Origin of the sequence: Bradyrhizobium daqingense, from assembly GCF_021044685.1 — a bacterium.
Classification (GTDB): Bacteria; Pseudomonadota; Alphaproteobacteria; order Rhizobiales; family Xanthobacteraceae; genus Bradyrhizobium; species Bradyrhizobium daqingense.
Genome location: NZ_CP088014.1, coordinates 7,513,006 through 7,536,427, shown reverse-complemented (window position 1 = coordinate 7,536,427; position 23,422 = coordinate 7,513,006). Strand labels below are relative to the sequence as shown.

Genomic DNA, 23,422 nt, shown 5'->3' with positions numbered 1-23,422 from the left:
AGTTAGCGCAGCGCGCCCTCGTGTGGCGGATGCGCAAAAATGAGGACGATACGTGGCCTGAGCAAGAGCTGTAAGCGCTGCTACGGCCAATCAAGGCTTCAGCCTTTTGAACTATACCCAACCCAAGGGCGAGGCTGATATCGCTCAACAAGCAAGTCAATCCCGCCTGCTCCGAGCGTTGCGGGAGCGAGGAGCGAGGCGGCCGGGCCGTCCTATGCCATAGGACGTGAGGGCGGAGCCGGCCGCTTGCCCAACGTTCCTTCAGGTCTCTTTGCTTCGTCAGCTTCTCGAAAGCTAGCTTTCACATAACGGTAATGCGGAGTACCAGTTCTCACTTGCAGTCAATCCGTTGCGCCTAACGAGGAAGCCCGGATGCCACCTGCGCGGTACGTCGAGCTGCTACTGGTCATTTTTGGCACTTAGCCGCGGCCGCAACGGCATATCAGTGTCTTTCATTTCAGACATCTGGGTTATGCGTCGGAATTCCTATTGCGGTCGCCGGAACAGCGCACTCTAAATCCAGGTCGCAGCGCGAATTGCGCGCCGGCATCAGGTTATTCGCAGCCGTGGCGGCTGCAGCATGCGATAGGCCCTAGAAGCCTCGCGCGGTCGCCATGCACGGGAGGCTGTCAGAAGAAGGCTGTGATGACCAAGTAGATTCCAGCCCAAAGCACCGCATTTATGAGAAGTGCGACGAGGAGCTCCCAGTTCCACCTTCTCTGCGGTTGCAAGGAGGGACGATCGGAGAGCTGGCCCCGGTTGTTTGGACAGCGCCCCGCTGGATTTAAGTGGATTCCTGCCGGGTTATGCTGAACGCGGGGCTTTACGATTTTGTCGTTGCGTCGGGAGGGCGTAGCCCGACCAGAGCGACGACAAAATCGTCGGCGACGGTCATGCGGCCATCACCATAGCTTGCGTGCCGAAGTAAGCCTCGTCGGGCGTGCGCCCGTCAAGGCTCGAGTGAGGGCGTCCCTGATTGTAGAAGGCCAGATACTTGGCAATTGACGCTCGCGCCTCGGACACGCTGTCGTAGGCGCGGAGATAAACTTCTTCGTATTTGACCGTGCGCCAGAGCCGCTCGACAAACACGTTGTCGCGCCAGGCGCCCTTGCCATCCATGCTGATGGCGATCTTCGCGTCCAGCAGCACATCGGTGAACTCGAGGCTGGTGAACTGGCTGCCCTGGTCCGTGTTGAAAATCGCGGGCCTGCCGTGCTTCGCCAACGCCTCCTGGACCGCTTCGACGCAGAAGGCCGCCTCCATTGTGATCGAGACGCGATGGGCCAGGACCCGTCGGCTGAACACATCGACGACCGCCGCGAGATAGACGAAGCCACGCCGCATCGGAATGTAGGTGATGTCCATTGCCCACGCATGGTCGGGCCGCTCGATCTTCAATCCGCGCAACAGGTACGGGTAGATCTTGTGACCCGGAGCCGGCTTGCTCGTGTTCGGGCGACGATAGACCGCCTCGATCCCCATGCGCTTCATCAGCGTCGCGATGTGGCGGCGACCGGCGTATACCCCCTCCCGCCGCAGCAACGATCGCAGCATACGCGCTCCCGCGAAGGGATAATCGAGATGCAGCTCATCGAGCCGACGCATCAAGGCAAGGTCCTCGGCCGAAACTGGCCGAGGTTCATAGTAGACCGTGCTGCGAGCCAGCTTCAGGACCTTCGCCTGGCGCACGATAGAAAGATCATGACCGCGGTCGATCATCGCTTTGCGCTCAGCAGGCCCGCCTTGGTGAGCGCGCCGGACAAAAAATCGTTTTCCAACGCCAGCTCGCCGATCTTGGCATGCAACGCCTTCAAATCGACCGGCGTCTCGGCCGATGTCTTGTCATGCCCAAACACGCCGGCGGCGCCTTCCAGGAGCTGGTTTTTCCAGATCGTGATCTGGTTCGGATGAACATCAAACAGTTGCGCCAGCTCCGCCAGTGTCTTGTCTCCTTTGACCGCAGCCAAAGCAACCTTCGCCTTGAATGCCGGAGAATGCGTCCGGCGGCTCTTCTTCGTCATCTTCGCTCCTGATTCGCAGCAAGAATCCTCGCCGCTGTCAGGCAGAAAATCCACTCAAGCTACTGTCCGAATTTGCGGGGCCAGCTCTCGGCGCCGAAATGCTTGATCATTGGGGGCTTTGTTGCGCGCGAATGTACGTCTCATTGCGCTGAGCGCCGGCCAACAGAAATATGCCAAGCTTTGCATGCCTCCTATCACTCATAAGCTAGCAGTCCTCTCTTCATAGGGCGGTAGGAGAAACGATGTTCGTTGCGTCGCGACCACTCGGCCGATTGATTGCTCGTGTATCTTCGGAACGGCAAGGTCGCGTTCGGCCCACGCAGCAAGCTACATGCCAGAAGGTAGAACTGTCGGCAGCGCCTTTCATTTGATGGGTTGGTCAAACGGAGCCGCTGCGCGACGTCGGAGTCGCGACATTCCTGTCGGAAACAAAACCCGCATTACCGTGTGCAACGAACACCGGCGGCGACGCCGGTGATGCTGTGTTGAAGATGGGAGTTTGGCCTCCCGGAGCCGGCCTTCAGGGGCAGGCTTAAACCACCTCATGCTGCCGCGTTCAAAAGGCGCGGTGGTGAGCGATGAGGAAAAAGGCGGTGAATGAAACCGTCAGGTAAGTGACAAGAAGATGAGTGCAAGCGAACCGCCGATGACGTATCGAAATGGGTTCAAGATGCTGTCAAGACGGGCGTGGGGTAGTAGCGCTCGGAGGAGTGTGGGCGGAGCCTGTTTACGGCCCACGCGGCAGCCGGTGCATAGGCGGCATGATCTCGTCACAGGCTTCAACACGGAACGTCGGAACCTGACGCAATGCGTCAGGGGCGGAGCAACCCGTAATAGTGAGGAAGCGGCTGTAATGGCCGTGGAGCAAAGGGGTTGCGTTATCCTGCCGGCGTCACTGCGCCAACCGGGAAGACCGGGAGGAGCACGGTGAACTCCGGCAAACCGTTGCCCATCACCAAGCGGATGGTGTGGGAAGCCTATAAGCTTGTGAAGAAGGGAAAGGCGGCGGGCGTCGATGGCCAGAGTCTCGAAGACTTTGCCGGCGATCTTGAGAACCACCGCTACCGGCTGTGGAATCGGTTGGTGTCAGGAAGTTACTTCCCGCCACCAGTGCGGCGGGTCGAGATTCCTAAGGCCGGCGGTGGGATTCGTCCTCTTGGCATACCGACGGTCGCGGACCGTATCGCCCAGATGGTGGTCAAACGGTGTCTGGAGCCGGTGTTGGATGGAGAATTTGATCCGGACTCCTACGGCTACAGGCCCGGAAAATCGGCCCATCAGGCCATAGAGCAGGCGCGTAAGCGGTGCTGGCAGCACGACTGGGTCGTAGATCTCGACATCAAGAGCTTTTTCGACACGATCGATCATGAACTCTTGATGCGCGCGGTCTATCGACACACGAAAGCTGACTGGATCCGGCTCTACATTGAGCGGTGGCTTAAGGCTCCGGTCGAGATGCCCGATGGATCGGTTCGGGCGAGGACGACAGGCAGGTCTCAAGGGGGTGTGGTCAGTCCAATCCTGGCAAACTTGTTCCTGCACTACGTGTTCGATGTTTGGATGAAGGGGTCTTATCCCCACATTCCGTTCGAACGCTACGCCGACGACATCATCTGCCATTGCCGCACGCGGAAGCGGAGGAACTCAAATCGGCGCTGGAACGACGGTTTGCTGACTGCCATTTATTGCTGCATCCGGAGAAGACTAAAGTGGTCTACTGCGCTGACAGCAATCGACGGCGGTCCTACCCGCAGATCCATTTTGACTTCCTGGGCTTTAGCTTCCGCCCCCGTATGGCGAAGAACCGGTGGGGCAGGATCTTCACCTGCTTCCTTCCGGGCGTGAGTCCGAACTCTCTCAAGGAGATGAGGGCTCGCATTCGAGGATGGCGCTTGCCTCAGCACTCGCCGCTTCCGCTTGAAGACATCGCGCGTAGTCTCAGCCCCGTCCTTCGGGGCTGGGATCAATACTACGGGCGATTCTACCCGACGGAACTGCGTAGGCTCTATGAGTACTTCGATGAGCGCCTCGGCGCGTGGCTTCGGTGCAAGTACAAGCAACTGAAGGGCCATCGGGGACGGTCGTTGCTGCCGCGCGGCGAACAGGATGGAAGTGGAGCGTCGACCATGATGAGAGGGCTACGCCGGGCTCGTGACGCAGGGAGGGCGTAGCCCGACCGGAGTTACGAGCCCGGCGTCGGCGCGATCCACAGCGGACCGCGCCGACTGGTGATCGCGGCCGGCTGGTTATGCAAGTGGTTCTTCCGCCAAGAGGAATCACTCGCGTGCCAGGCCGACACATTACCGATCACCAAATGAGGCTCTACATGAAGTACCGTCAGACCGATAGCCCACCCGTGGCCGCCGCCAAGGCTTCGTTCAGCACCTCGACCGCTTACCGGATCGAGAAGGATCGACGCCTTCCGTCGCAGAAGAAGGCTCCCCGCGGCCGTCGCCGGCCAGATCCCTTGGCCCGCGTATTTGAGACAGATATCGCGCCGATGCTGAAGGCCGCCCCCGGTGTGCGGCCGGTCACGATCTTCGAGGAGTTGCTCCGACGCCATCCCGAGCTCGGCGCCGGCATCCGTCGCACGCTGGAGCGCCGGATCCGGGCCTGGCGGGCGATCCACGGCGAGGAGCAGGAGGTCATCTTCCGCCAGACCCACGAACCCGGTCAGCGCGGCCTGTCCGACTTCACCGACATGGGCGAATTGGGTGTCACGATCGCGGGCGTACCGCTCGACCATCGTCTCTATCACTTCCGGCTGGCCTATTCCGGGTTTGAGCACGCCCATGTCGTGCTCGGCGGTGAGAGCTTCGTCGCTCTGGCCGAAGGCCTGCAGAATGCCTTGTGGTCACTCGGTGGGGCGCCACGGGAGCATCGCACCGACAGCCTGTCGGCCGCCTTTTGCAATCTCGACCGCGACGCCAAAGACGATCTGACGCGGCGATACGAAGACCTCTGTGCCCATTACGGCATGCGGCCTTCCCGCAACAATCGTGGCATCGCCCACGAGAACGGGGCGATCGAGAGTTCGCATGGTCATCTCAAGCGAGCGATCGGCGACGCGCTGTTGCTGCGTGGCACCGCCGACTTCGACGATCTAGCTGCCTATCGTGGCTTCATCGATGAGATCGCCAGCCGCCGCAATGCCCGCAACGCCAAGCGGATCGACAGTGAACGTAGCGCACTTCAGGATCTGCCGGACCGCCGCACGTCGGACTATGAAGAGGTGATCGTCCACGTGACGTCGTCCGGCGGCTTCACCTTGCGCAAGGTGTTCTACACGGTGCCGTCGCGCTTGATCGGCCATCGGCTGCGGGTGCGCCTGTATGACGATCACCTCGACGTGTTTGTCGGCGGCACGCATCTCCTCACCTTGCCGCGCGGGCGGCCGCATCCCAATGGCAAGCACGATCAGGTCGTCGATTATCGGCACGTGATCCATTCCTTGCGGCGCAAGCCGATGGCGCTCCTCAACCTGGTCTACCGCGACCAGCTGTTCCCCCGGGAAGCTTACCGCCGAGCCTTCGACGTCTTGCGCAAACGCTTACCGGACAAGAAGGCCTGCCGGATCATGGTCGATCTCCTCGCACTCGCCCATGAGCGCGGTTGCGAGGCCGAACTCGCCAATCAGCTCACGGCTGACCTGAACGACGGCCGGCTGCCCGACCTCAACCGGCTACGTACTCACTTCGCCCCGGATCCCGCCCAGGTGCCGAACGTCGTGGTACGCCTCGCACCGCTCGCCACCTATGAATGCCTCATCGGTACCGCCGAGATCGGAGGCGCCGCATGAGCACAACCAACGTAGTCGACACCGCGCGCCTCAATCTGTTGCTCAACGAGCTGCGGCTGCCCGCCATCAAGGCGCTGTGGCCGCAATTTGCCGAGCAATCCGATAAAGAAGGCTGGCCGGCGGCGCGCTTCCTCGCCACCATTGCCGAGCACGAGATCGCTGAGCGCGGCCGCCGCCGCATCGAGCGCCATCTCGTCGAGGCGCGGCTGCCTACCGGAAAGACCTTTGACAGCTTCGACTTCGAGGCCGTGCCGATGATCTCCAAGGCGCAAATGACCGCACTCGCCGCCGGCGACGGCTGGCTCGGCAAGGGCGCCAATCTGCTGCTGTTTGGTCCGCCCGGTGGAGGCAAGAGCCACTTGGCGGCAGCAATCGGCTTGGCCCTCATCGAGAACGGATGGCGCGTCCTGTTCACCCGCACCACCGATCTCGTGCAGAAGCTCCAGGTGGCTCGCCGCGAGCTCAACCTCGAGGGCGCCATCAACCGCCTCGATCGCTTCGATCTCGTCATCTTGGACGATCTTGCCTATGTCACCAAGGACCAGGCCGAGACCAGTGTGCTGTTCGAGCTCATCAGCGCACGCTACGAGCGACGCTCTTTGCTGATCACCGCCAATCAGCCCTTTGGAGAATGGAACAAGGTCTTTCCGGACCCAGCTATGACCCTCGCGGCGATCGATCGCCTTGTTCACCACGCCACCATCGTCGAGATGAACGTCGAGAGCTATCGCAGGCGGACTGCCCTCGAGCGAAAGCGTGGTCCAGGGCGGCCACCGGAGCACGCGACACAAAAAACGCTCGCTTGATTGACGCTCCGCGACAATCAAAGCAAACAAAACTCTTGCGCGCGACAATCATCGCGGCGATCATCATCGCGCCGCGACACTGACTCGCCATCCTGATCGCCGCGCTCTTCCGACCCAGATCGTCGCGCTATAGTCGTTGCGGAAACTCAACGAGATGGCGAAGCAAAATCCAAAGCTCTTTGTCCATTGGCAAAAGCTTGGACGGGCTACGGTTGGATAACAGGAGCCGGATGATGCGAGAGTATCACGTCCGGATCTGTGAGCGGCCGAGGGTGAAACTCCCTCGGCCTACTCGACAGCAAAAGGTGAGCGCCTCGCGAGCGTCATGCCGTATGACCTTGCCCCGTGGACTTAATCCAGATTGAAGTTCGCTCTGGCCGATATGAGGACCAGAGCATGAAGCGCAGCCGCTTTACGGAAGAGCAGATCATCGGGATTTTGAAGGAGCACGAAGCTGGCGTGTCGGTTGCCGATCTGTGCCGGAAGCACGGCGTCAGCGATGCCAGCATCTACAAATGGAAAGCCAAGTTTGGCGGGATGGAGGTCTCGGAGGCCAAGCGGCTGAGGACGCTGGAGGATGAGAACACGCGGCTGAAGCGGCTTTTGGCCGATCGTGGACGCCCACGGGATGAGCGAACGGCGGGCGTGTAAAGCCATCGGCTGTTGCCGCATGACCATCAGATATCGGACGACCCGGGCGGACGACGCGGCCCTACGCCAACGCATGAGAGCGATTGCCGAGGTGCGCCGTCGCTTCGGCTATCGGCGCCTGCATGTTCTGCTCAGGCGGGAGGGCTATCTGGTCAACCACAAGAAACTGTTCCGGCTCTACCGGGAAGAGAGGCTCGCGGTCCGTCGCCGTGGTGGCCGCAAGCGGGCGCTCGGGACCAGGGCGCCGATGGTGGTGCCGATAGCGCCGAATGACCGCTGGTCGCTCGACTTCGTCTCGGACCAGCTCACCGATGGCCGCCGCTTCCGCATCCTGACCGTGGTCGACGAGTGCACGCGCGAATGCCTGGCGTTGGTGGCCGACACCTCACTGTCGGGCTCCCGGGTGGCGCGGGAGCTGGACCGGCTGATGATTGAGCGCGGCAAGCCCAAAATGGTGGTCAGCGACAACGGCATCGAATTGACCAGCAACGCCATCCTGACATGGGCCGACCAGAGCCGTGTCGACTGGCATTACATCGCGCCCCGCAAGCCGACGCAGAATGCCTTCATCGAAAGCTTCAATGGCTGTCTCCGAGACGAATTGTTGAACGAGACGCTGTTCACGTCGCTGGCCCAGGCCCGCGTCGAACTCGGACATTGGCGGGCCGACTACAACGATACGCGACCTCACTCGCAACTCGGATGGAAAACACCATCGGAGTTTGCCTTCACCTGCAACCCGCGACGGGATCTGGCGCTGCGCTATGCCGATGGCTCCGCGCCAGCTCCCGCCGCTGCCACCGCCCAACCGAGCAAATCCAACAGCCGGGGCGAACTCAGGACCGGATAAAACTTGATGTGGTGGAACGGCCCGCTCCAACAGCATCAAAGTGCTAGAACGTGGTCGTTGTTCGAACGCCACAAAGGAGGGACCGTTCCGTGAAACAGGTTATCACCATCGGGCTGGATCTGGCCAAGCACGTTTTCCAGGTTCACGGGGCGGATGCCGAGGGCTCACCCGTGTTCAACCGGAAGCTACGGCGCAGCGAAGTTCTGCGTTTCTTTGAGAAGCTGCCAGCATGCCTGGTGGGGATGGAAGCATGCGGTAGCGCCCACTATTGGGCGCGCGAGATCGCAGCTCTCGGTCATGAGGTCCGGCTCATTCCGCCGGCTTATGTCAAACCCTTCGTCAAGCGTGGCAAGACGGATGCGGCGGACGCTGAGGCCATCAGCGAAGCGGTGACCCGAAAGACCATGCGCTTCGTGCCGATTAAGACGGCTGAGCAACAGGCTGCCGCGATGGTGCTGAAGACCCCGCGCTCTTCTAGTGCGGCAGCGAACGCAATCGGTCAACGCGTTGCGCGCGCATCTGGCAGAATTGGGGATCATCGCCACCGCCGGCCTGGCAAAGGTTGAGGCGCTGGTCGCAATCATACGGGATGAGACAGATGCACGCCTGCCCGCAGCAGCGCGCTTCGCGCTGATGGCTATTGCCGACGAGATTGAAGCTTCAGCCGACCAGATCGAGAGGCTCGAGCGCGCAATCGTCGCGGAGGCCAAGCACGACGAGGACATGCGTCGGTTGACCACGATCCCTGGCGTCGGCGCCATTACGGCGGCGACCATCAAAGCGCTTGTGCCGGATCCCGGCGGGTTCAAGTCGGCTCGCCACTTTGCCGCCTGGCTGGGATTGACGCCGCGGCCTCATTCAAGCGGAGGCAAAGAGCGGTTGGGACGAATATCGAAGATGGGAAATCCAGAACTCCGCTCTCTCCTCGTTGTCGGGGCAACGGCCGTCTTGCGGCTTGTCCGAAACGACGTTCGGGCGCGGCCGTGGCTGAAGGCGCTTCTCGCCAGACGCCCCTTCAAGGTTGCCGCCGTCGCGCAGGCCAATAAGACGGCGCGGATCATCTGGGCGCTCCTGGACAAGGGTGAAATTTATCGGCGTCCCGACCCATTGGCGATTGCCGCGGTGACGCAGTGACCGCCAAAACGATCTGACCGGCGCAGGCCGGCAGAGGGCGAGGTGCAACAACAGGCGATGAACCCATGGGACGAAATCCCGAAACGAGTGAAGCTACTGCCCCCAATGCGCTCAAGCGCGTAAACTTGATTTAGCTCCTCGTTCCGCGGATCTCATCGAGGCCAGCGGCCATATTGTGCCGCGCGCAAAGGCCGGACATATGACCGCACCGTTCCAATGTGTGAAATCGACTGAAAAAGCTCTTGCCTCGCGGGCCGTTCCACATATGGGGGCAAGGTCACGTAGCCAACGCGTTAAGGGCCGCATCTTAGTGAGGCCTATAAATCGAGCGATATTTGCAGTGGCAGCCAATGAGATCGGTTAATCATTGTTCCTGACCGTTAGCTGACGATCGAGGTCGCAGCGGTCCGCTGGATGTGCCAGCTAAGAAGTGCATTCCAGACGTCTGCGGCTATGTACGAGCCGATTTGGACGCCATAAAACTGAATGGTTTTCACATAATTGACGCATTAGGACTGTTCAGCCTTTGCGAGAAGGCCGCAAGGGATCAAGTACACTCCCGCAGAAGCAGCAATGTCGCCCGGAGCTATCTGGTGCGGCAACTGCGAGCATCATGAAGTCTGGATTCCGCCGCCAATAGGAGAGCATGGCATGATGAGGGACAATTCATTGAAGACGAGATGAGGCCTCAAGAGCCGCCGACTTCGCATGCTCAAGCGTGATGTGCGCTCTGCCGGCGATGAGCAGTGAATGCCTGGCACCGATCAAGACTGCTTCGCCGCGGAGAGGCTCAATGGCGGACTTACATAAGTAGCGGGAAGATTCGATCGGCGGGTCGCCTAACTCAACGTACAGATCGTGCCGCCGCCCGTCCTCAGGCAACCGGCGGCACCGAGCGCAATTCGAGCACCAGAGGCATAACTAGAGGAGCGTGAGTGATGATAGACATCTACCGCTTTTGCGGATGGTGCGTTGTAGAGTGGTTCAGGAAAGCTGGGCCGAGAATCGCGGAGGTTGACTTGTTGCGCGACAACGTCCTCTACGTAGAGTTCAGGGCTATCCGAGAGGCAAAGGAGCGGGCGTGCGAGCGCAGGTGGTAGACAAGCTGGAGGCGGGCCGGGTGCAGCATGGCCGGTTCGCGACTGCTCCGGGATCAGGCCCTTGCGGTCTCTTCTTTGTGCAGGGGCCTTGCGGGTGTGAACTAAAGATAAGTGCATTTGTCCGTCCTGGGTGGGAGCATGTCGCTGTTTCGACACCGCGGCGTTGTCCAAACTGGGAGGAGATGTGCTTTGTCAAAGACATGTTCTGGGATGAAGAAGAGTGCGTCATGCAACTGCATCCGCCACATTCGCGTTATGTGAATAACAGCCGATATTGCCTTCATTTGTGGAGACCCATTTATCGAGACATTCCGATGCCGTCTCCGAGCTTCGTAGGCGTCGTTGGATTGAGTCCCTCAGATGCGGCAACGTTGTTCGCGCGGATGAGCGCGACAGCATGACGGACTGAGTTTACAATATCCGAGCACAAGGTGAGGCCGAGCGGGTGCACAAGCACCGGTTCGGCGTCCCGATGAGATGTCACAAGCGGGTGTATGTCAGGCTCGCTCGGCCGTTGCGGCGTGCAAGGCGGGCTGAGATGAAATGCCGCTGTCAAACAGGAGCAGCCTCAGAGCGAACAACAGCATCTCGCTCGCTGATAGCCGATCACGGGGCGAACTGGGGGCGCGAATTGCGCGCTCTTTGGAGGCGAAGTTTTGGGCGCCGGGCGGCGCGGCACGATGAGGGTGAGATCGATCTCAAGCCCACGACCGAGCCTGGTTTGGTGAAGGCATCGTCTAACGCAGCCATCATCCTGACTGAAGCTGAAATTACACGAGCGCGACCTCTTTCACTGTGCAAGAGTCACTAGCTGGTCGGCCACCGCCTCACACCTGCAGCAGCGCCCGGAAGCTGGGACTGTCGCACAGCCAATTTGCCATGACGGCGATAGCTTCCCTAAGCTTGTGTGGTGGCCAGCTCCTCGTCAGTTTGCCGCGATATCGGTCGCAGGCAAGATGTGAGCAGCGCGCCCTCTGAGGAGACGCACGCGGAAGAAGCCGGTGAACCAGCATGTATAATCGAGTCGATGGCGAATACGCACATACTGAGCAAGCTGAGGAATCGAGTTGGCCCGCAGACGGTTGCCGCGCGGCGAACAGGATGGAAGTGGAGCGTCGACCATGATGAGAGGGCTACGCCGGGCTCGTGACGCAGGGAGGGCGTAGCCCGACCGGAGTTACGAGCCCGGCGTCGGCGCGATCCACAGCGGACCGCGCCGACTGGTGATCGCGGCCGGCTGGTTATGCAAGTGGTTCTTCCGCCAAGAGGAATCACTCGCGTGCCAGGCCGACACATTACCGATCACCAAATGAGGCTCTACATGAAGTACCGTCAGACCGATAGCCCACCCGTGGCCGCCGCCAAGGCTTCGTTCAGCACCTCGACCGCTTACCGGATCGAGAAGGATCGACGCCTTCCGTCGCAGAAGAAGGCTCCCCGCGGCCGTCGCCGGCCAGATCCCTTGGCCCGCGTATTTGAGACAGATATCGCGCCGATGCTGAAGGCCGCCCCCGGTGTGCGGCCGGTCACGATCTTCGAGGAGTTGCTCCGACGCCATCCCGAGCTCGGCGCCGGCATCCGTCGCACGCTGGAGCGCCGGATCCGGGCCTGGCGGGCGATCCACGGCGAGGAGCAGGAGGTCATCTTCCGCCAGACCCACGAACCCGGTCAGCGCGGCCTGTCCGACTTCACCGACATGGGCGAATTGGGTGTCACGATCGCGGGCGTACCGCTCGACCATCGTCTCTATCACTTCCGGCTGGCCTATTCCGGGTTTGAGCACGCCCATGTCGTGCTCGGCGGTGAGAGCTTCGTCGCTCTGGCCGAAGGCCTGCAGAATGCCTTGTGGTCACTCGGTGGGGCGCCACGGGAGCATCGCACCGACAGCCTGTCGGCCGCCTTTTGCAATCTCGACCGCGACGCCAAAGACGATCTGACGCGGCGATACGAAGACCTCTGTGCCCATTACGGCATGCGGCCTTCCCGCAACAATCGTGGCATCGCCCACGAGAACGGGGCGATCGAGAGTTCGCATGGTCATCTCAAGCGAGCGATCGGCGACGCGCTGTTGCTGCGTGGCACCGCCGACTTCGACGATCTAGCTGCCTATCGTGGCTTCATCGATGAGATCGCCAGCCGCCGCAATGCCCGCAACGCCAAGCGGATCGACAGTGAACGTAGCGCACTTCAGGATCTGCCGGACCGCCGCACGTCGGACTATGAAGAGGTGATCGTCCACGTGACGTCGTCCGGCGGCTTCACCTTGCGCAAGGTGTTCTACACGGTGCCGTCGCGCTTGATCGGCCATCGGCTGCGGGTGCGCCTGTATGACGATCACCTCGACGTGTTTGTCGGCGGCACGCATCTCCTCACCTTGCCGCGCGGGCGGCCGCATCCCAATGGCAAGCACGATCAGGTCGTCGATTATCGGCACGTGATCCATTCCTTGCGGCGCAAGCCGATGGCGCTCCTCAACCTGGTCTACCGCGACCAGCTGTTCCCCCGGGAAGCTTACCGCCGAGCCTTCGACGTCTTGCGCAAACGCTTACCGGACAAGAAGGCCTGCCGGATCATGGTCGATCTCCTCGCACTCGCCCATGAGCGCGGTTGCGAGGCCGAACTCGCCAATCAGCTCACGGCTGACCTGAACGACGGCCGGCTGCCCGACCTCAACCGGCTACGTACTCACTTCGCCCCGGATCCCGCCCAGGTGCCGAACGTCGTGGTACGCCTCGCACCGCTCGCCACCTATGAATGCCTCATCGGTACCGCCGAGATCGGAGGCGCCGCATGAGCACAACCAACGTAGTCGACACCGCGCGCCTCAATCTGTTGCTCAACGAGCTGCGGCTGCCCGCCATCAAGGCGCTGTGGCCGCAATTTGCCGAGCAATCCGATAAAGAAGGCTGGCCGGCGGCGCGCTTCCTCGCCACCATTGCCGAGCACGAGATCGCTGAGCGCGGCCGCCGCCGCATCGAGCGCCATCTCGTCGAGGCGCGGCTGCCTACCGGAAAGACCTTTGACAGCTTCGACTTCGAGGCCGTGCCGATGATCTCCAAGGCGCAAATGACCGCACTCGCCGCCGGCGACGGCTGGCTCGGCAAGGGCGCCAATCTGCTGCTGTTTGGTCCGCCCGGTGGAGGCAAGAGCCACTTGGCGGCAGCAATCGGCTTGGCCCTCATCGAGAACGGATGGCGCGTCCTGTTCACCCGCACCACCGATCTCGTGCAGAAGCTCCAGGTGGCTCGCCGCGAGCTCAACCTCGAGGGCGCCATCAACCGCCTCGATCGCTTCGATCTCGTCATCTTGGACGATCTTGCCTATGTCACCAAGGACCAGGCCGAGACCAGTGTGCTGTTCGAGCTCATCAGCGCACGCTACGAGCGACGCTCTTTGCTGATCACCGCCAATCAGCCCTTTGGAGAATGGAACAAGGTCTTTCCGGACCCAGCTATGACCCTCGCGGCGATCGATAGAGCTGGCCCCGGTTGTTTGGACAGCGCCCCGCTGGATTTAAGTGGATTCCTGCCGGGTTATGCTGAACGCGGGGCTTTACGATTTTGTCGTTGCGTCGGGAGGGCGTAGCCCGACCAGAGCGACGACAAAATCGTCGGCGACGGTCATGCGGCCATCACCATAGCTTGCGTGCCGAAGTAAGCCTCGTCGGGCGTGCGCCCGTCAAGGCTCGAGTGAGGGCGTCCCTGATTGTAGAAGGCCAGATACTTGGCAATTGACGCTCGCGCCTCGGACACGCTGTCGTAGGCGCGGAGATAAACTTCTTCGTATTTGACCGTGCGCCAGAGCCGCTCGACAAACACGTTGTCGCGCCAGGCGCCCTTGCCATCCATGCTGATGGCGATCTTCGCGTCCAGCAGCACATCGGTGAACTCGAGGCTGGTGAACTGGCTGCCCTGGTCCGTGTTGAAAATCGCGGGCCTGCCGTGCTTCGCCAACGCCTCCTGGACCGCTTCGACGCAGAAGGCCGCCTCCATTGTGATCGAGACGCGATGGGCCAGGACCCGTCGGCTGAACACATCGACGACCGCCGCGAGATAGACGAAGCCACGCCGCATCGGAATGTAGGTGATGTCCATTGCCCACGCATGGTCGGGCCGCTCGATCTTCAATCCGCGCAACAGGTACGGGTAGATCTTGTGACCCGGAGCCGGCTTGCTCGTGTTCGGGCGACGATAGACCGCCTCGATCCCCATGCGCTTCATCAGCGTCGCGATGTGGCGGCGACCGGCGTATACCCCCTCCCGCCGCAGCAACGATCGCAGCATACGCGCTCCCGCGAAGGGATAATCGAGATGCAGCTCATCGAGCCGACGCATCAAGGCAAGGTCCTCGGCCGAAACTGGCCGAGGTTCATAGTAGACCGTGCTGCGAGCCAGCTTCAGGACCTTCGCCTGGCGCACGATAGAAAGATCATGACCGCGGGATCATCGCTTTGCGCTCAGCAGGCCCGCCTTGGTGAGCGCGCCGGACAAAAAATCGTTTTCCAACGCCAGCTCGCCGATCTTGGCATGCAACGCCTTCAAATCGACCGGCGTCTCGGCCGATGTCTTGTCATGCCCAAACACGCCGGCGGCGCCTTCCAGGAGCTGGTTTTTCCAGATCGTGATCTGGTTCGGATGAACATCAAACAGTTGCGCCAGCTCCGCCAGTGTCTTGTCTCCTTTGACCGCAGCCAAAGCAACCTTCGCCTTGAATGCCGGAGAATGCGTCCGGCGGCTCTTCTTCGTCATCTTCGCTCCTGATTCGCAGCAAGAATCCTCGCCGCTGTCAGGCAGAAAATCCACTCAAGCTACTGTCCGAATTTGCGGGGCCAGCTCTGATCGCCTTGTTCACCACGCCACCATCGTCGAGATGAACGTCGAGAGCTATCGCAGGCGGACTGCCCTCGAGCGAAAGCGTGGTCCAGGGCGGCCACCGGAGCACGCGACACAAAAAACGCTCGCTTGATTGACGCTCCGCGACAATCAAAGCAAACAAAACTCTTGCGCGCGACAATCATCGCGGCGATCATCATCGCGCCGCGACACTGACTCGCCATCCTGATCGCCGCGCTCTTCCGACCCAGATCGTCGCGCTATAGACGGTAGCGAATGTGCCCAAACACTCACCGAAATCGCGCGGCTGGAGAGCCTGGCGCCCGGCGAATTGTTCGATAGAATGGGGCTCTGCTTCAGCAAGCCGCATACCTCAGATGCAATCGATGATAGTTCAAACACCTCGGGCCTCAGCACATCCTCTCTGTCCTCCAGCTCCGAGTTATCCGTTGCCACTAGCCCTGTCCGTCCTCTGTTCGATTACAGGACGGCGGAATTGCCCCAAGCCAATGTCAGTGGAATCTGTGTTGGATTGGCCGCGGAGTGGCTCCTTGATCTCCCAAGCAGCGCTTCCTCCCGAATGGGGGTTCTGCTCCCGGGCACGGAAAATCACCGCTCGGCGGCAAGACGGCAGGAACAGTCTGAAAAGCTTAAGACTCAATTGAAAGAGGATAAGGCGGAAGGGTCTCACAATTTCCAGGCAAAAAGCACAATCTTGCGTGACGCCGGCCTAGAACCATCTGCTGAAGAGACGCGATATAGGTTTGGTACATCTTCGTGCATCGACAAGATCGTAAACGAGCTTGCGCAGGATCCATCCGTCCATTTGGTCAGCTTGAAATTCGTCCAACCTGGCGCCAGCACCCACACGATTGCAACGGCAACGTCGAATGGAACGACGATCCTCTCTGATCCTAACTATGGCGAATTTACTGTTCCGTCAGATCGGGTCGGAGGGTTGTTTAAGAGTCTTGCCGAGCGCTATAGCACCCTGAACAAACGTGATATTTCGGCGGTCGTCACACAAAGGATCAGGTATGGGCATCCCAATGCAACGGACCTTGCCCTATTCCCGCGCGCGGAACCTCATCGGTAGACACGAGGCAGCCGCATCGCCCGCCTTGTTTCACCCGCCGCGGTTTCTGTGGATGTTCAATCGATGCTCTCGATGGAAGTTCTCTGGAAGTAGTGCAGAGAGGGGAATGTTTAGCGACATAGGTTCGCCGGTCACTGAGGTTTGTGAGCCCCGCGCCATCGCGTGTCAGAGCAATCGCCTGCGCTTCCTCTCAGGCCGGACCGGCGGCCCGTTAGGCTAACCTCCTCGTAGGGTTGCGTTACCCGACGCCCAATCGCGCTCAGGGGGCCGGTCGGCAACCAAGCATCCACAGAGTCGGCACTAGCTGGAGCCGATCTGCTTCGGAATCACCGCCAGCCGCTTTTATAGTGAGCTCACCAACCAAATAGCTGCTGCCGGGGGCATCGGCTTGCCGTCGCACCGGCGCCTCAAAGCCAGTCATCGCTCGCCACGAGCTCCGCGACAATCCGCCTTCTCTCGTCGCTGGACTTGATTGACGGCTTCGGTGAGGACCTCATCCGCGATCTGACTCAGTGATATTGCAGCGCTGTGTTGTTCCAAGCTTCTCAATGGAATTGTGCGCCGAGCTGGAGCACTCTTTCACGGATTAAAGTGCCGAATAGTGCGAGTGACATCGCGAAGTTTGGACGAGGAGTTCCTGCGCGGAGCGCTCGCATGGGGGGTATTTAGCTAATTCGGATGACCGGCGCCCGGTAGCGTGGATCCGATTACGCGGGAAGCAGCGGGGGCGCTGGTCGGGTGGATGGATCAGACGCTGTCTCTGCCGCGCATGCGCGACTGGTTGAAGTTAGCAGGAGCGTGACTCGGCGCCGAAATCCCCACGCATACTCGGGGCGAGCGCTGTCCCTACCACGCGCCGCTAACTTCAAGAGTCATTGTACACCGAATAGCTGTCCAAAAGCTGACGAACCCGACGGCATGCATCCGGCGAGAGCGCCTGCGCGGGTTCATGCCCTGCTGCCTAGCACCCAGCCATCTGCCTAGTGGACGACCAACGTAAAATATCGTTAGCATAGACACATTCCATCCCCTCAGCGCGTCGTGCCGGACGCGGTCCTGTCGCCGCCAAGGAACGGTCACAAGCAAGTTGAGCCGGGGCCTGCCGCCGCGCACATGGATAGGCCGATAGGCCCATGGGCTGTATTCTTCGTCGACTGGCAGGCTACAGACCGCTCGCTGCAAAAAACCCTGACATTATCGCCAGGGTTTTGCATGCCATCGAGAATTTAAGGAGGCCGATCAGAAGTCCATACCGCCCATGCCGGGGGCCGCAGGCATTGCTGGACCAGCCGTAGCCTTCTTCGGCAGCTCGGCAACCATCGCTTCCGTCGTGATCAGCAGCCCGGCCACCGAAGAGGCGTTCTGGACCGCGATGCGCACGACCTTGGCCGGGTCAATGATACCCTTGGAAACGAGGTTGCTGTACTCGCCTGTCTGGGCGTCGAAACCAAAAGAGTACTGCTCGTTGTCGAGGACCTTGCCGACCACGATCGAACCGTCCTCGCCGGCGTTGATCGCGATCTGGCGGGCCGGCCAGGACAGCGCCTTACGCACAATCTCGACGCCGGTCTTCTGGTCGTCGTTCTCGGTGCGCAGACCCTTGAGCTGCTCGGAAGCACGGAGCAGGGCGACGCCGCCGCCCGGGACGATGCCTTCCTCGACCGCCGCGCGGGTCGCATGCATCGCGTCATCAACGCGATCCTTGCGCTCCTTCACCTCGACCTCGGTCGCGCCGCCGACGCGGATCACCGCGACGCCGCCTGCGAGCTTGGCGAGACGCTCCTGGAGCTTCTCACGGTCGTAGTCCGAGGTGGTCTCCTCGATCTGCGCCTTGATCTGGGCCACGCGCGCCTCGATGTCGGCCTTCTTGCCGGCGCCGTTGACGATCGTGGTGTTCTCCTTGTCGATCATCACCTTCTTGGCGCGGCCGAGCATGTTGAGCGTGACGTTCTCGAGCTTGATGCCGAGATCTTCCGAGATCGCCTGGCCGCCGGTCAGGATCGCGATGTCCTGCAGCATGGCCTTGCGGCGATCGCCGAAGCCCGGAGCCTTGACGGCCGCGACCTTCAGACCACCGCGCAGACGGTTCACGACCAGGGTCGCAAGCGCTTCGCCTTCGACGTCCTCGGCGACGATGACCAGCGGCTTGCCGGTCTGCACCACGGCCTCGAGCAGCGGCAGCAGCTCGTTCAGCGAGGAGAGCTTCTTCTCGTTGATGAGGATGTAGGCGTCGTCCATCTCAACGCGCATCTTGTCGGCGTTGGTGACGAAGTAGGGCGAGATGTAGCCGCGGTCGAACTGCATGCCCTCGACGACGTCAAGCTCGGTCTCGAGCGACTTGGCTTCCTCGACGGTGATGACACCCTCGTTGCCGACCTTCTTCACCGCGTCGGCGAGGAACTTGCCGATCTCCTGGTCGCCGTTTGCCGAAATTGCGCCGACCTGGGCGATCTCGTCGTTCGAGGTGACCTTCTTGGAGTTCTTCTGAAGGTCCGCAACCACAGCCTCGACCGCAAGGTCGATACCGCGCTTGAGGTCCATCGGGTTCATGCCGGCGGCAACCGACTTGGCGCCTTCTCGCACAATCGCAGCGGCCAGGACGGTCGCGGTGGTGGTACCGTCGCCAGCAGCATCCGCAGCCTTCGAAGCGACCTCACGCACCATCTGGGCACCCATGTTCTCGAACTTGTCGTCGAGCTCGATCTCCTTGGCGACGGCAACGCCGTCCTTGGTAATTCGAGGTGCGCCGAACGACTTGTCGAGCACGACGTTGCGGCCTTTCGGACCGAGCGTGACCTGCACGGCGTTGGCGAGAATGTCGACACCGCGCAGCATACGGTCCCGCGCGTTTACTCCGAACTTCACTTCTTTGGCTGACATAGAAAATTCCTTCAGTCCCTATTAAGTCATCCTTTGGCGCGCCCGATGGGCTCTCCTCAGGAGGGGTGAGCTTTGCTGTGAATTAGGCGGCTTTCTTCTTGGAGAAGACATCGGTGAGAACACCCATCACGTCGCTCTCCTTCATAATCAACAGGTCTTGCCCATCGATCTTGACCTCGGTGCCGGACCACTTGCCAAACAGCACGCGATCACCGACTTCGATGTCGATCGGAATTAGCTTGCCGCTATCATCGTGGCCGCCCGGGCCAACTGCAATGACTTCGCCCTGCGATGGCTTTTCTTTGGCTGTGTCGGGGATGATGATGCCGCCGGCGGTCTTCTCTTCTGCGTCGATACGCTTGACCACGACGCGGTCGTGAAGCGGACGGAATTTCATAGAGGTCTCCTGAGCGTCTGAACAAGTTGGAGTTAAGCACAATGTGACAAGCAGCCCGTAGCAAGAGTCAGGCCAGAAATGCGCTAAGCGATCTGCCCTTCCAGTTCCGCTGAAGCATTCAGCGGCTGCGCGTGTGTTGTCCAGAAGCAAACGCGTAGAGGTGCACCAGCCCGCCCGCTGTCGTGAAAATGACATTGCGTTTCTTCGAATACTGCTTTGATCCCGGGAACACTTCAACGCTGCTCCGGGGGCCGTTGGACAGTTCGAAAGACTGCGCGTGTTGGCGGCGGTGCCGGCATTGCACGTGATCGCCTGACGGCACCATCTAGCAGCTGTGGCGGACAAAGCGTGCGGTCCACAAGCGGTGTCCAGCGGCGGCGCTCAAACCCTATTGAATTCACCCTGGTCATCGTGCCGGCAGCACTTGAAGAAATTTGCACGCGCCGCGAAAGCTTGATTGCGCCGGACATCGCGTACCGCTGTGCTTTCACGGTTGCGTTCCTCGCCTGCGTTTCCGAGGAAGAGAGTGCCGGGAGCTACTATCTGAGATGGCGGCCATGAGCCGAGAGCGCGCATTTTTGCGCAATTGTCATCGAGATGAGGGGCTGTTGCTATGCACGAGGGGCCACTCTGCTCGGCACGTGCCATAAATCATATCCGGCAGGTGGCGCTTGAACCAAGGCGTTCTTTCGGCTGGCAAAAAGCCAAGACGGCGATCTGACTCACTGAGGCCGCATTTTCCGGCGATAGGGTCGAGAATTGCATCGCGAGGTGCTCGATAGACTCCCTCCTTTTGATGTCGATGGCATCCAAACAGCTGTCGAGGATCGAAGGGATTGGCGGATTTAAGAGCAATATACCTTGATATACGTTGTGCAGCTGCTTCCGGCGTGTGATCGACTTCCAAGTCAAAATTCATCCGATCTCCGCGCACCATGGAAGAGCATCTGTGTCGTCCGTAGAAGTACATCAGCACATCGTCTCACTTCTGCAGAAGCCGAATCCGGTCATCCTGGATATTGGCTGCAATGATGGGACTGATACGCAAAAGTTCCTCGAGCTGTGCCCGCAACCCGAGCTTTACTGCTTTGAGCCGGACCCCCGAGCGATCGCGCGCTTCAAGAAGAAGCTCGGTCCATCCCTCAATAAGGTGAAGCTGCTAGAAATTGCCATCAGTGACCGAAACGGGACGATCGACTTCCATCCGAGTAATGCAGATGGGGATGCGAAAGATTGGGACCTGTCCGGTTCAATACGCCGCCCAAAGAATCATCTTACCGAGTATGATTGGGTCCGGTTTGATCGGCCTGTCTCGGTTGAAACACGGCGGCTTGACGACTGGTGCAGCGAAGCCAAATTGGACGGAGTCGATTTCATCTGGATGGACGTTCAGGGAGCCGAAGCCGACGTTATCGCCGGCGGTATGCGGACCTTGAGCAACACGCGCTTTATCTACACCGAATATAGTGATCGCGAGCTCTACGAAGGGCAGTTGAGCCTGCAAGCCATTCTTAGCTTATTGCCATCATTTGAAGTGGCGGCTCACTATCCGCGCGCAGTGGAAGGTGATGTATTGCTCAGGAATACGCGTGTCTAGTCGTCCGTTAAGAAGCCGGATTGATCGAGGCTGGCCGGGCGAGCGTGCGCCATAGCTGGGCCAGGAACAGGCACAAGAGATATCTCAGCCAGGCGAGGATGCGGCGGAAGTTGTGTCCGACGGCTGAGAGGACGACGTTGGCGGCATCGCCGGCGCGGCCTTTGAGGTAGCAGCGCCCGAGGTGGCCTTCCGCCTTCAGGTGTCCGATGATGGGCTCGATGGCGGAGCGGCGGCGCAGCTCGCGCTTGATGACACCGAAAACGCCGCGCTTCTGGCCGGAGATGAAGACGCGACGGGGATTTTGTGCGTCGTGGCCGCGGTATCCCTTGTCGACATAGGCCCGCTCGATCGGACAGCCGGTGAGTGTCTCGGTGCGGTCAATGACGTCCCGCAAGGTGTGACCGTCGTAGGGGTTGTCGGGCAGTGCGCTGGCGTGCAGCACGAACAGGCCACCGGGAGCCCGGCGGTTGTTGGTGACGATGGAGGCCTTCACGCCGAACTCGTAAGGCGCGCTGGCCTTGCCCTTGCCGATGCACTCCACTTCCGGGGCATGGAAGGAATAGAGCTTCCAGCCGCGCTGGCGCTGCTGCTGCGAGCGGATCTGCGTGGCCCGGCCGAGCGGGAGGGCGAACGCCTGCTCCAGTGCTGGCTGGCCTTCGATCTTGCGGCGGATGTCGCGGATGATCCGGCCCAGCCGGCTACGCAGGATACGCAACTGCCGCTGATGCCGCCTGAACTGTTTGGCATGGGCGTAGCGGCCGGCCATCATCGCGGCGGCCTTGGCGATGCGAGCATAGGATTGCCGCAGCCTGACGCCGTGCCTGATCGCCAGGCGGTTGAGCCCCTTGATGGCCGCATGCAGCAGCTTGGCATCGGTCGGAAAGGTGATGGCCTTCGGCTGCACCGTGGTGTCGACCGTAACCCGCTTGAGGTCCTGGCTGCGTAATGCACCGGCCTCGTGCGCTACCCGCAAGCTCTCGGCCAGCAGCAACTCCAGCTTGTCGCCAAGCCGCTTGCGCCAATGGCTCAGGTCCGAGCGCTCGTGCGGGAACGTGTGCTGAAAGAACTCTTCCCCGGTGAAGAACTGGAAGTATGGGTCATGGACCCAGCGCTCGCACACCTCCTCATCGGACAGCCCGTAAATGTGCTTGAGCAACAGCAGACCGATCATGAAGCGCGTCTCGATCCCGGGCCTGCCGTTCTCGCTGTAGAGCGGCGCGATCTCGCCGTCGATCCAGTCCCAATCGACCTTGCCGGCGAGCAGAACCAGCTCGTGCTTCATATTGATGATCTGGTCGAGCCGAGCCCGGAACAGATCGTTCGATCCCGTCGTCTTGTGCTTCTTCGGCCGCATCGTTCCCTCCGATGCAGACAAGGAATCATGCTTCCCGCTTCGAGGGAATCCACGAAAACCAAATCGCAAGGTTCTGACGCCCAAAGCATCAAAACCTTGCAATCTGGAAATGCCCCTTAGCCCAAATCGAGATTCCCGATCAGTGGCTTAGTCCTTCTTCACGGACGACTGTCTAGCAGCTACTCATATCTAGCGTCTCATTCATGCCGCGCCTGATCAACGGACTCTGTGATGGCCGCACCCGCACAACGGTGATCGTCAAGGCGGGCGGCTATCGTTAGCCCGATTGGTGTGCGGTTTCGGGCCGGCGTGAGCGCCAGCCGGTCCGTAGGGTGCGGCCAGCGCCATGGCAGTCAGCGGGTCCATCCGATCCTGAGGAGCTAAGGCCGTGGCGCCGTGGCGCTGCCGTGGCGATCGGACAGCCGATGTAGCAGCAAGGCGTTCGCACATTCATGACGCCGCTTCGTCGGTTCCGCTCTACCGGCAGTCGCCAGGATCTACTGCCGATCACGCCAATCCATCGCGCGGCCTCGTCGGCGCGCCCCAAACCGGGTCTAGCTTGCTAATGTCACTCCATCCCAACGGCAGAGGGCTGGCTGTATTGGAGGGCTGACATGGGTCTCTTCAGCCGGAAGATGGCCGGTTAGGCGATGCGCGATCTCATGCGGCCGCAGCGTCTCTTCCGCGCCGTCGATGCCGATCCGCCAGCAGCGGCCAAGAGCCAGATTGATCCATCATTCCGATGGAGGTGCACGGTACGCTTCACATCAATGTCGTACTGCCCTTGCCAGTGTCGGCGTGCCGCATCGATAAGCGGCAAGGTCGAGTGCCAGGATATTGCGCCGTGCAGTGCTGCACCGTGCGCCCAGGCGGCACAGCCCGCGAGAGTCGAGCCCCGTCGCTCG

Annotated in this window: 12 protein-coding genes and 4 pseudogenes; 11 read left to right on the top strand and 5 right to left on the bottom strand. The window is 60.8% G+C overall.

The annotated features are described in order from the left end of the window. Positions 1 to 891: 891 nt before the first annotated feature. Positions 892 to 2,021, bottom strand: a protein-coding gene (locus LPJ38_RS35835; RefSeq protein WP_109866565.1) for an IS3-like element ISRj2 family transposase whose coding sequence is annotated in 2 segments (ribosomal slippage) — positions 892 to 1,769 and positions 1,769 to 2,021 — 1,131 coding nt in all. Because the reading frame shifts where the segments join, the coding sequence is not laid out codon by codon here. 927 nt (positions 2,022 to 2,948) lie between these two features. Here LPJ38_RS35835 and ltrA point away from each other — a divergent pair. From ltrA to istB (LPJ38_RS35795), 9 genes and pseudogenes are all read left to right on the top strand, one after another. Then, positions 2,949 to 3,866 carry a group II intron reverse transcriptase/maturase gene (gene ltrA / locus LPJ38_RS35830; protein ID WP_231088517.1) on the top strand — a complete coding sequence of 306 codons (918 nt, stop codon included), beginning with the start codon at positions 2,949 to 2,951 and terminating at the stop codon, positions 3,864 to 3,866. Then, positions 3,815 to 4,192, top strand: a complete 378-nt coding sequence (locus LPJ38_RS35825; protein WP_347342116.1) for a group II intron maturase-specific domain-containing protein — start codon at positions 3,815 to 3,817, stop codon at positions 4,190 to 4,192. Before ltrA ends, LPJ38_RS35825 begins: the two co-directional genes overlap by 52 nt. 113 nt (positions 4,193 to 4,305) lie before the next feature. Beyond that, positions 4,306 to 5,820 carry an IS21-like element ISBj11 family transposase gene (gene istA, locus LPJ38_RS35820; protein ID WP_039228609.1) on the top strand — a complete coding sequence of 505 codons (1,515 nt, stop codon included), beginning with the start codon at positions 4,306 to 4,308 and terminating at the stop codon, positions 5,818 to 5,820. Next, a complete protein-coding gene (istB, locus tag LPJ38_RS35815; RefSeq protein WP_018270204.1) occupies positions 5,817 to 6,626 on the top strand; it encodes an IS21-like element ISBj11 family helper ATPase IstB in 810 nt (269 codons plus the stop codon). The genes istA (LPJ38_RS35820) and istB (LPJ38_RS35815) overlap by 4 nt, the downstream gene beginning before the upstream one ends. A gap of 396 nt (positions 6,627 to 7,022) precedes the next feature. Beyond that, positions 7,023 to 8,127, top strand: a pseudogene (locus LPJ38_RS35810) (IS3 family transposase). Positions 8,128 to 8,216: 89 nt separating this feature from the next. Next, a pseudogene (locus LPJ38_RS35805) lies at positions 8,217 to 9,261 on the top strand (IS110 family RNA-guided transposase). Between the two features lie 1,282 nt (positions 9,262 to 10,543). Beyond that, a complete protein-coding gene (locus LPJ38_RS38395; RefSeq protein ID WP_071916442.1) occupies positions 10,544 to 10,762 on the top strand; it encodes a DUF7694 domain-containing protein in 219 nt (72 codons plus the stop codon). 878 nt (positions 10,763 to 11,640) lie between these two features. After that, positions 11,641 to 13,155 (top strand): IS21-like element ISBj11 family transposase, encoded by a 1,515-nt coding sequence (gene istA / locus LPJ38_RS35800; protein WP_039228609.1) that lies wholly within the window; start codon positions 11,641 to 11,643, stop codon positions 13,153 to 13,155. After that, positions 13,152 to 13,838: pseudogene (gene istB, locus LPJ38_RS35795) on the top strand (IS21-like element ISBj11 family helper ATPase IstB); the annotation flags it as partial. The gene istA (LPJ38_RS35800) and the pseudogene istB (LPJ38_RS35795), both read left to right, overlap by 4 nt. A gap of 143 nt (positions 13,839 to 13,981) precedes the next feature. Here istB (LPJ38_RS35795) and LPJ38_RS35790 read toward each other — a convergent pair. Next, positions 13,982 to 15,109, bottom strand: a pseudogene (locus LPJ38_RS35790) (IS3-like element ISRj2 family transposase). Positions 15,110 to 15,455: 346 nt separating this feature from the next. On the opposite strand from LPJ38_RS35790, the gene LPJ38_RS35785 reads away from it, so the two are divergent. Then, positions 15,456 to 16,289, top strand: coding sequence for a YopT-type cysteine protease domain-containing protein (locus tag LPJ38_RS35785; protein WP_145643217.1), 834 nt, complete (start codon positions 15,456 to 15,458; stop codon positions 16,287 to 16,289). 1,239 nt (positions 16,290 to 17,528) lie between these two features. On the opposite strand, the gene groL is transcribed toward LPJ38_RS35785, so the two are convergent. Both groL and LPJ38_RS35775 read right to left on the bottom strand, forming a co-directional pair. Further along, on the bottom strand, positions 17,529 to 19,169 hold the full coding sequence (gene groL / locus LPJ38_RS35780; protein ID WP_011084855.1) for a chaperonin GroEL: 1,641 nt from the start codon (positions 19,167 to 19,169) through the stop codon (positions 17,529 to 17,531). An 82-nt stretch (positions 19,170 to 19,251) separates the two neighbouring features. Further along, positions 19,252 to 19,566 carry a co-chaperone GroES gene (locus LPJ38_RS35775; RefSeq protein ID WP_011084856.1) on the bottom strand — a complete coding sequence of 105 codons (315 nt, stop codon included), beginning with the start codon at positions 19,564 to 19,566 and terminating at the stop codon, positions 19,252 to 19,254. Between the two features lie 949 nt (positions 19,567 to 20,515). On the opposite strand from LPJ38_RS35775, the gene LPJ38_RS35770 reads away from it, so the two are divergent. Further along, positions 20,516 to 21,163 (top strand): FkbM family methyltransferase, encoded by a 648-nt coding sequence (locus LPJ38_RS35770; RefSeq protein ID WP_028144322.1) that lies wholly within the window; start codon positions 20,516 to 20,518, stop codon positions 21,161 to 21,163. Between the two features lie 7 nt (positions 21,164 to 21,170). Here LPJ38_RS35770 and LPJ38_RS35765 read toward each other — a convergent pair whose 3' ends face one another. After that, the gene (locus LPJ38_RS35765) at positions 21,171 to 22,517 is read right to left on the bottom strand and encodes an IS5-like element ISBj5_B family transposase (protein WP_011084757.1); all 1,347 of its coding nucleotides are present in this window, start codon (positions 22,515 to 22,517) and stop codon (positions 21,171 to 21,173) included. Positions 22,518 to 23,422 lie beyond the last annotated feature (905 nt).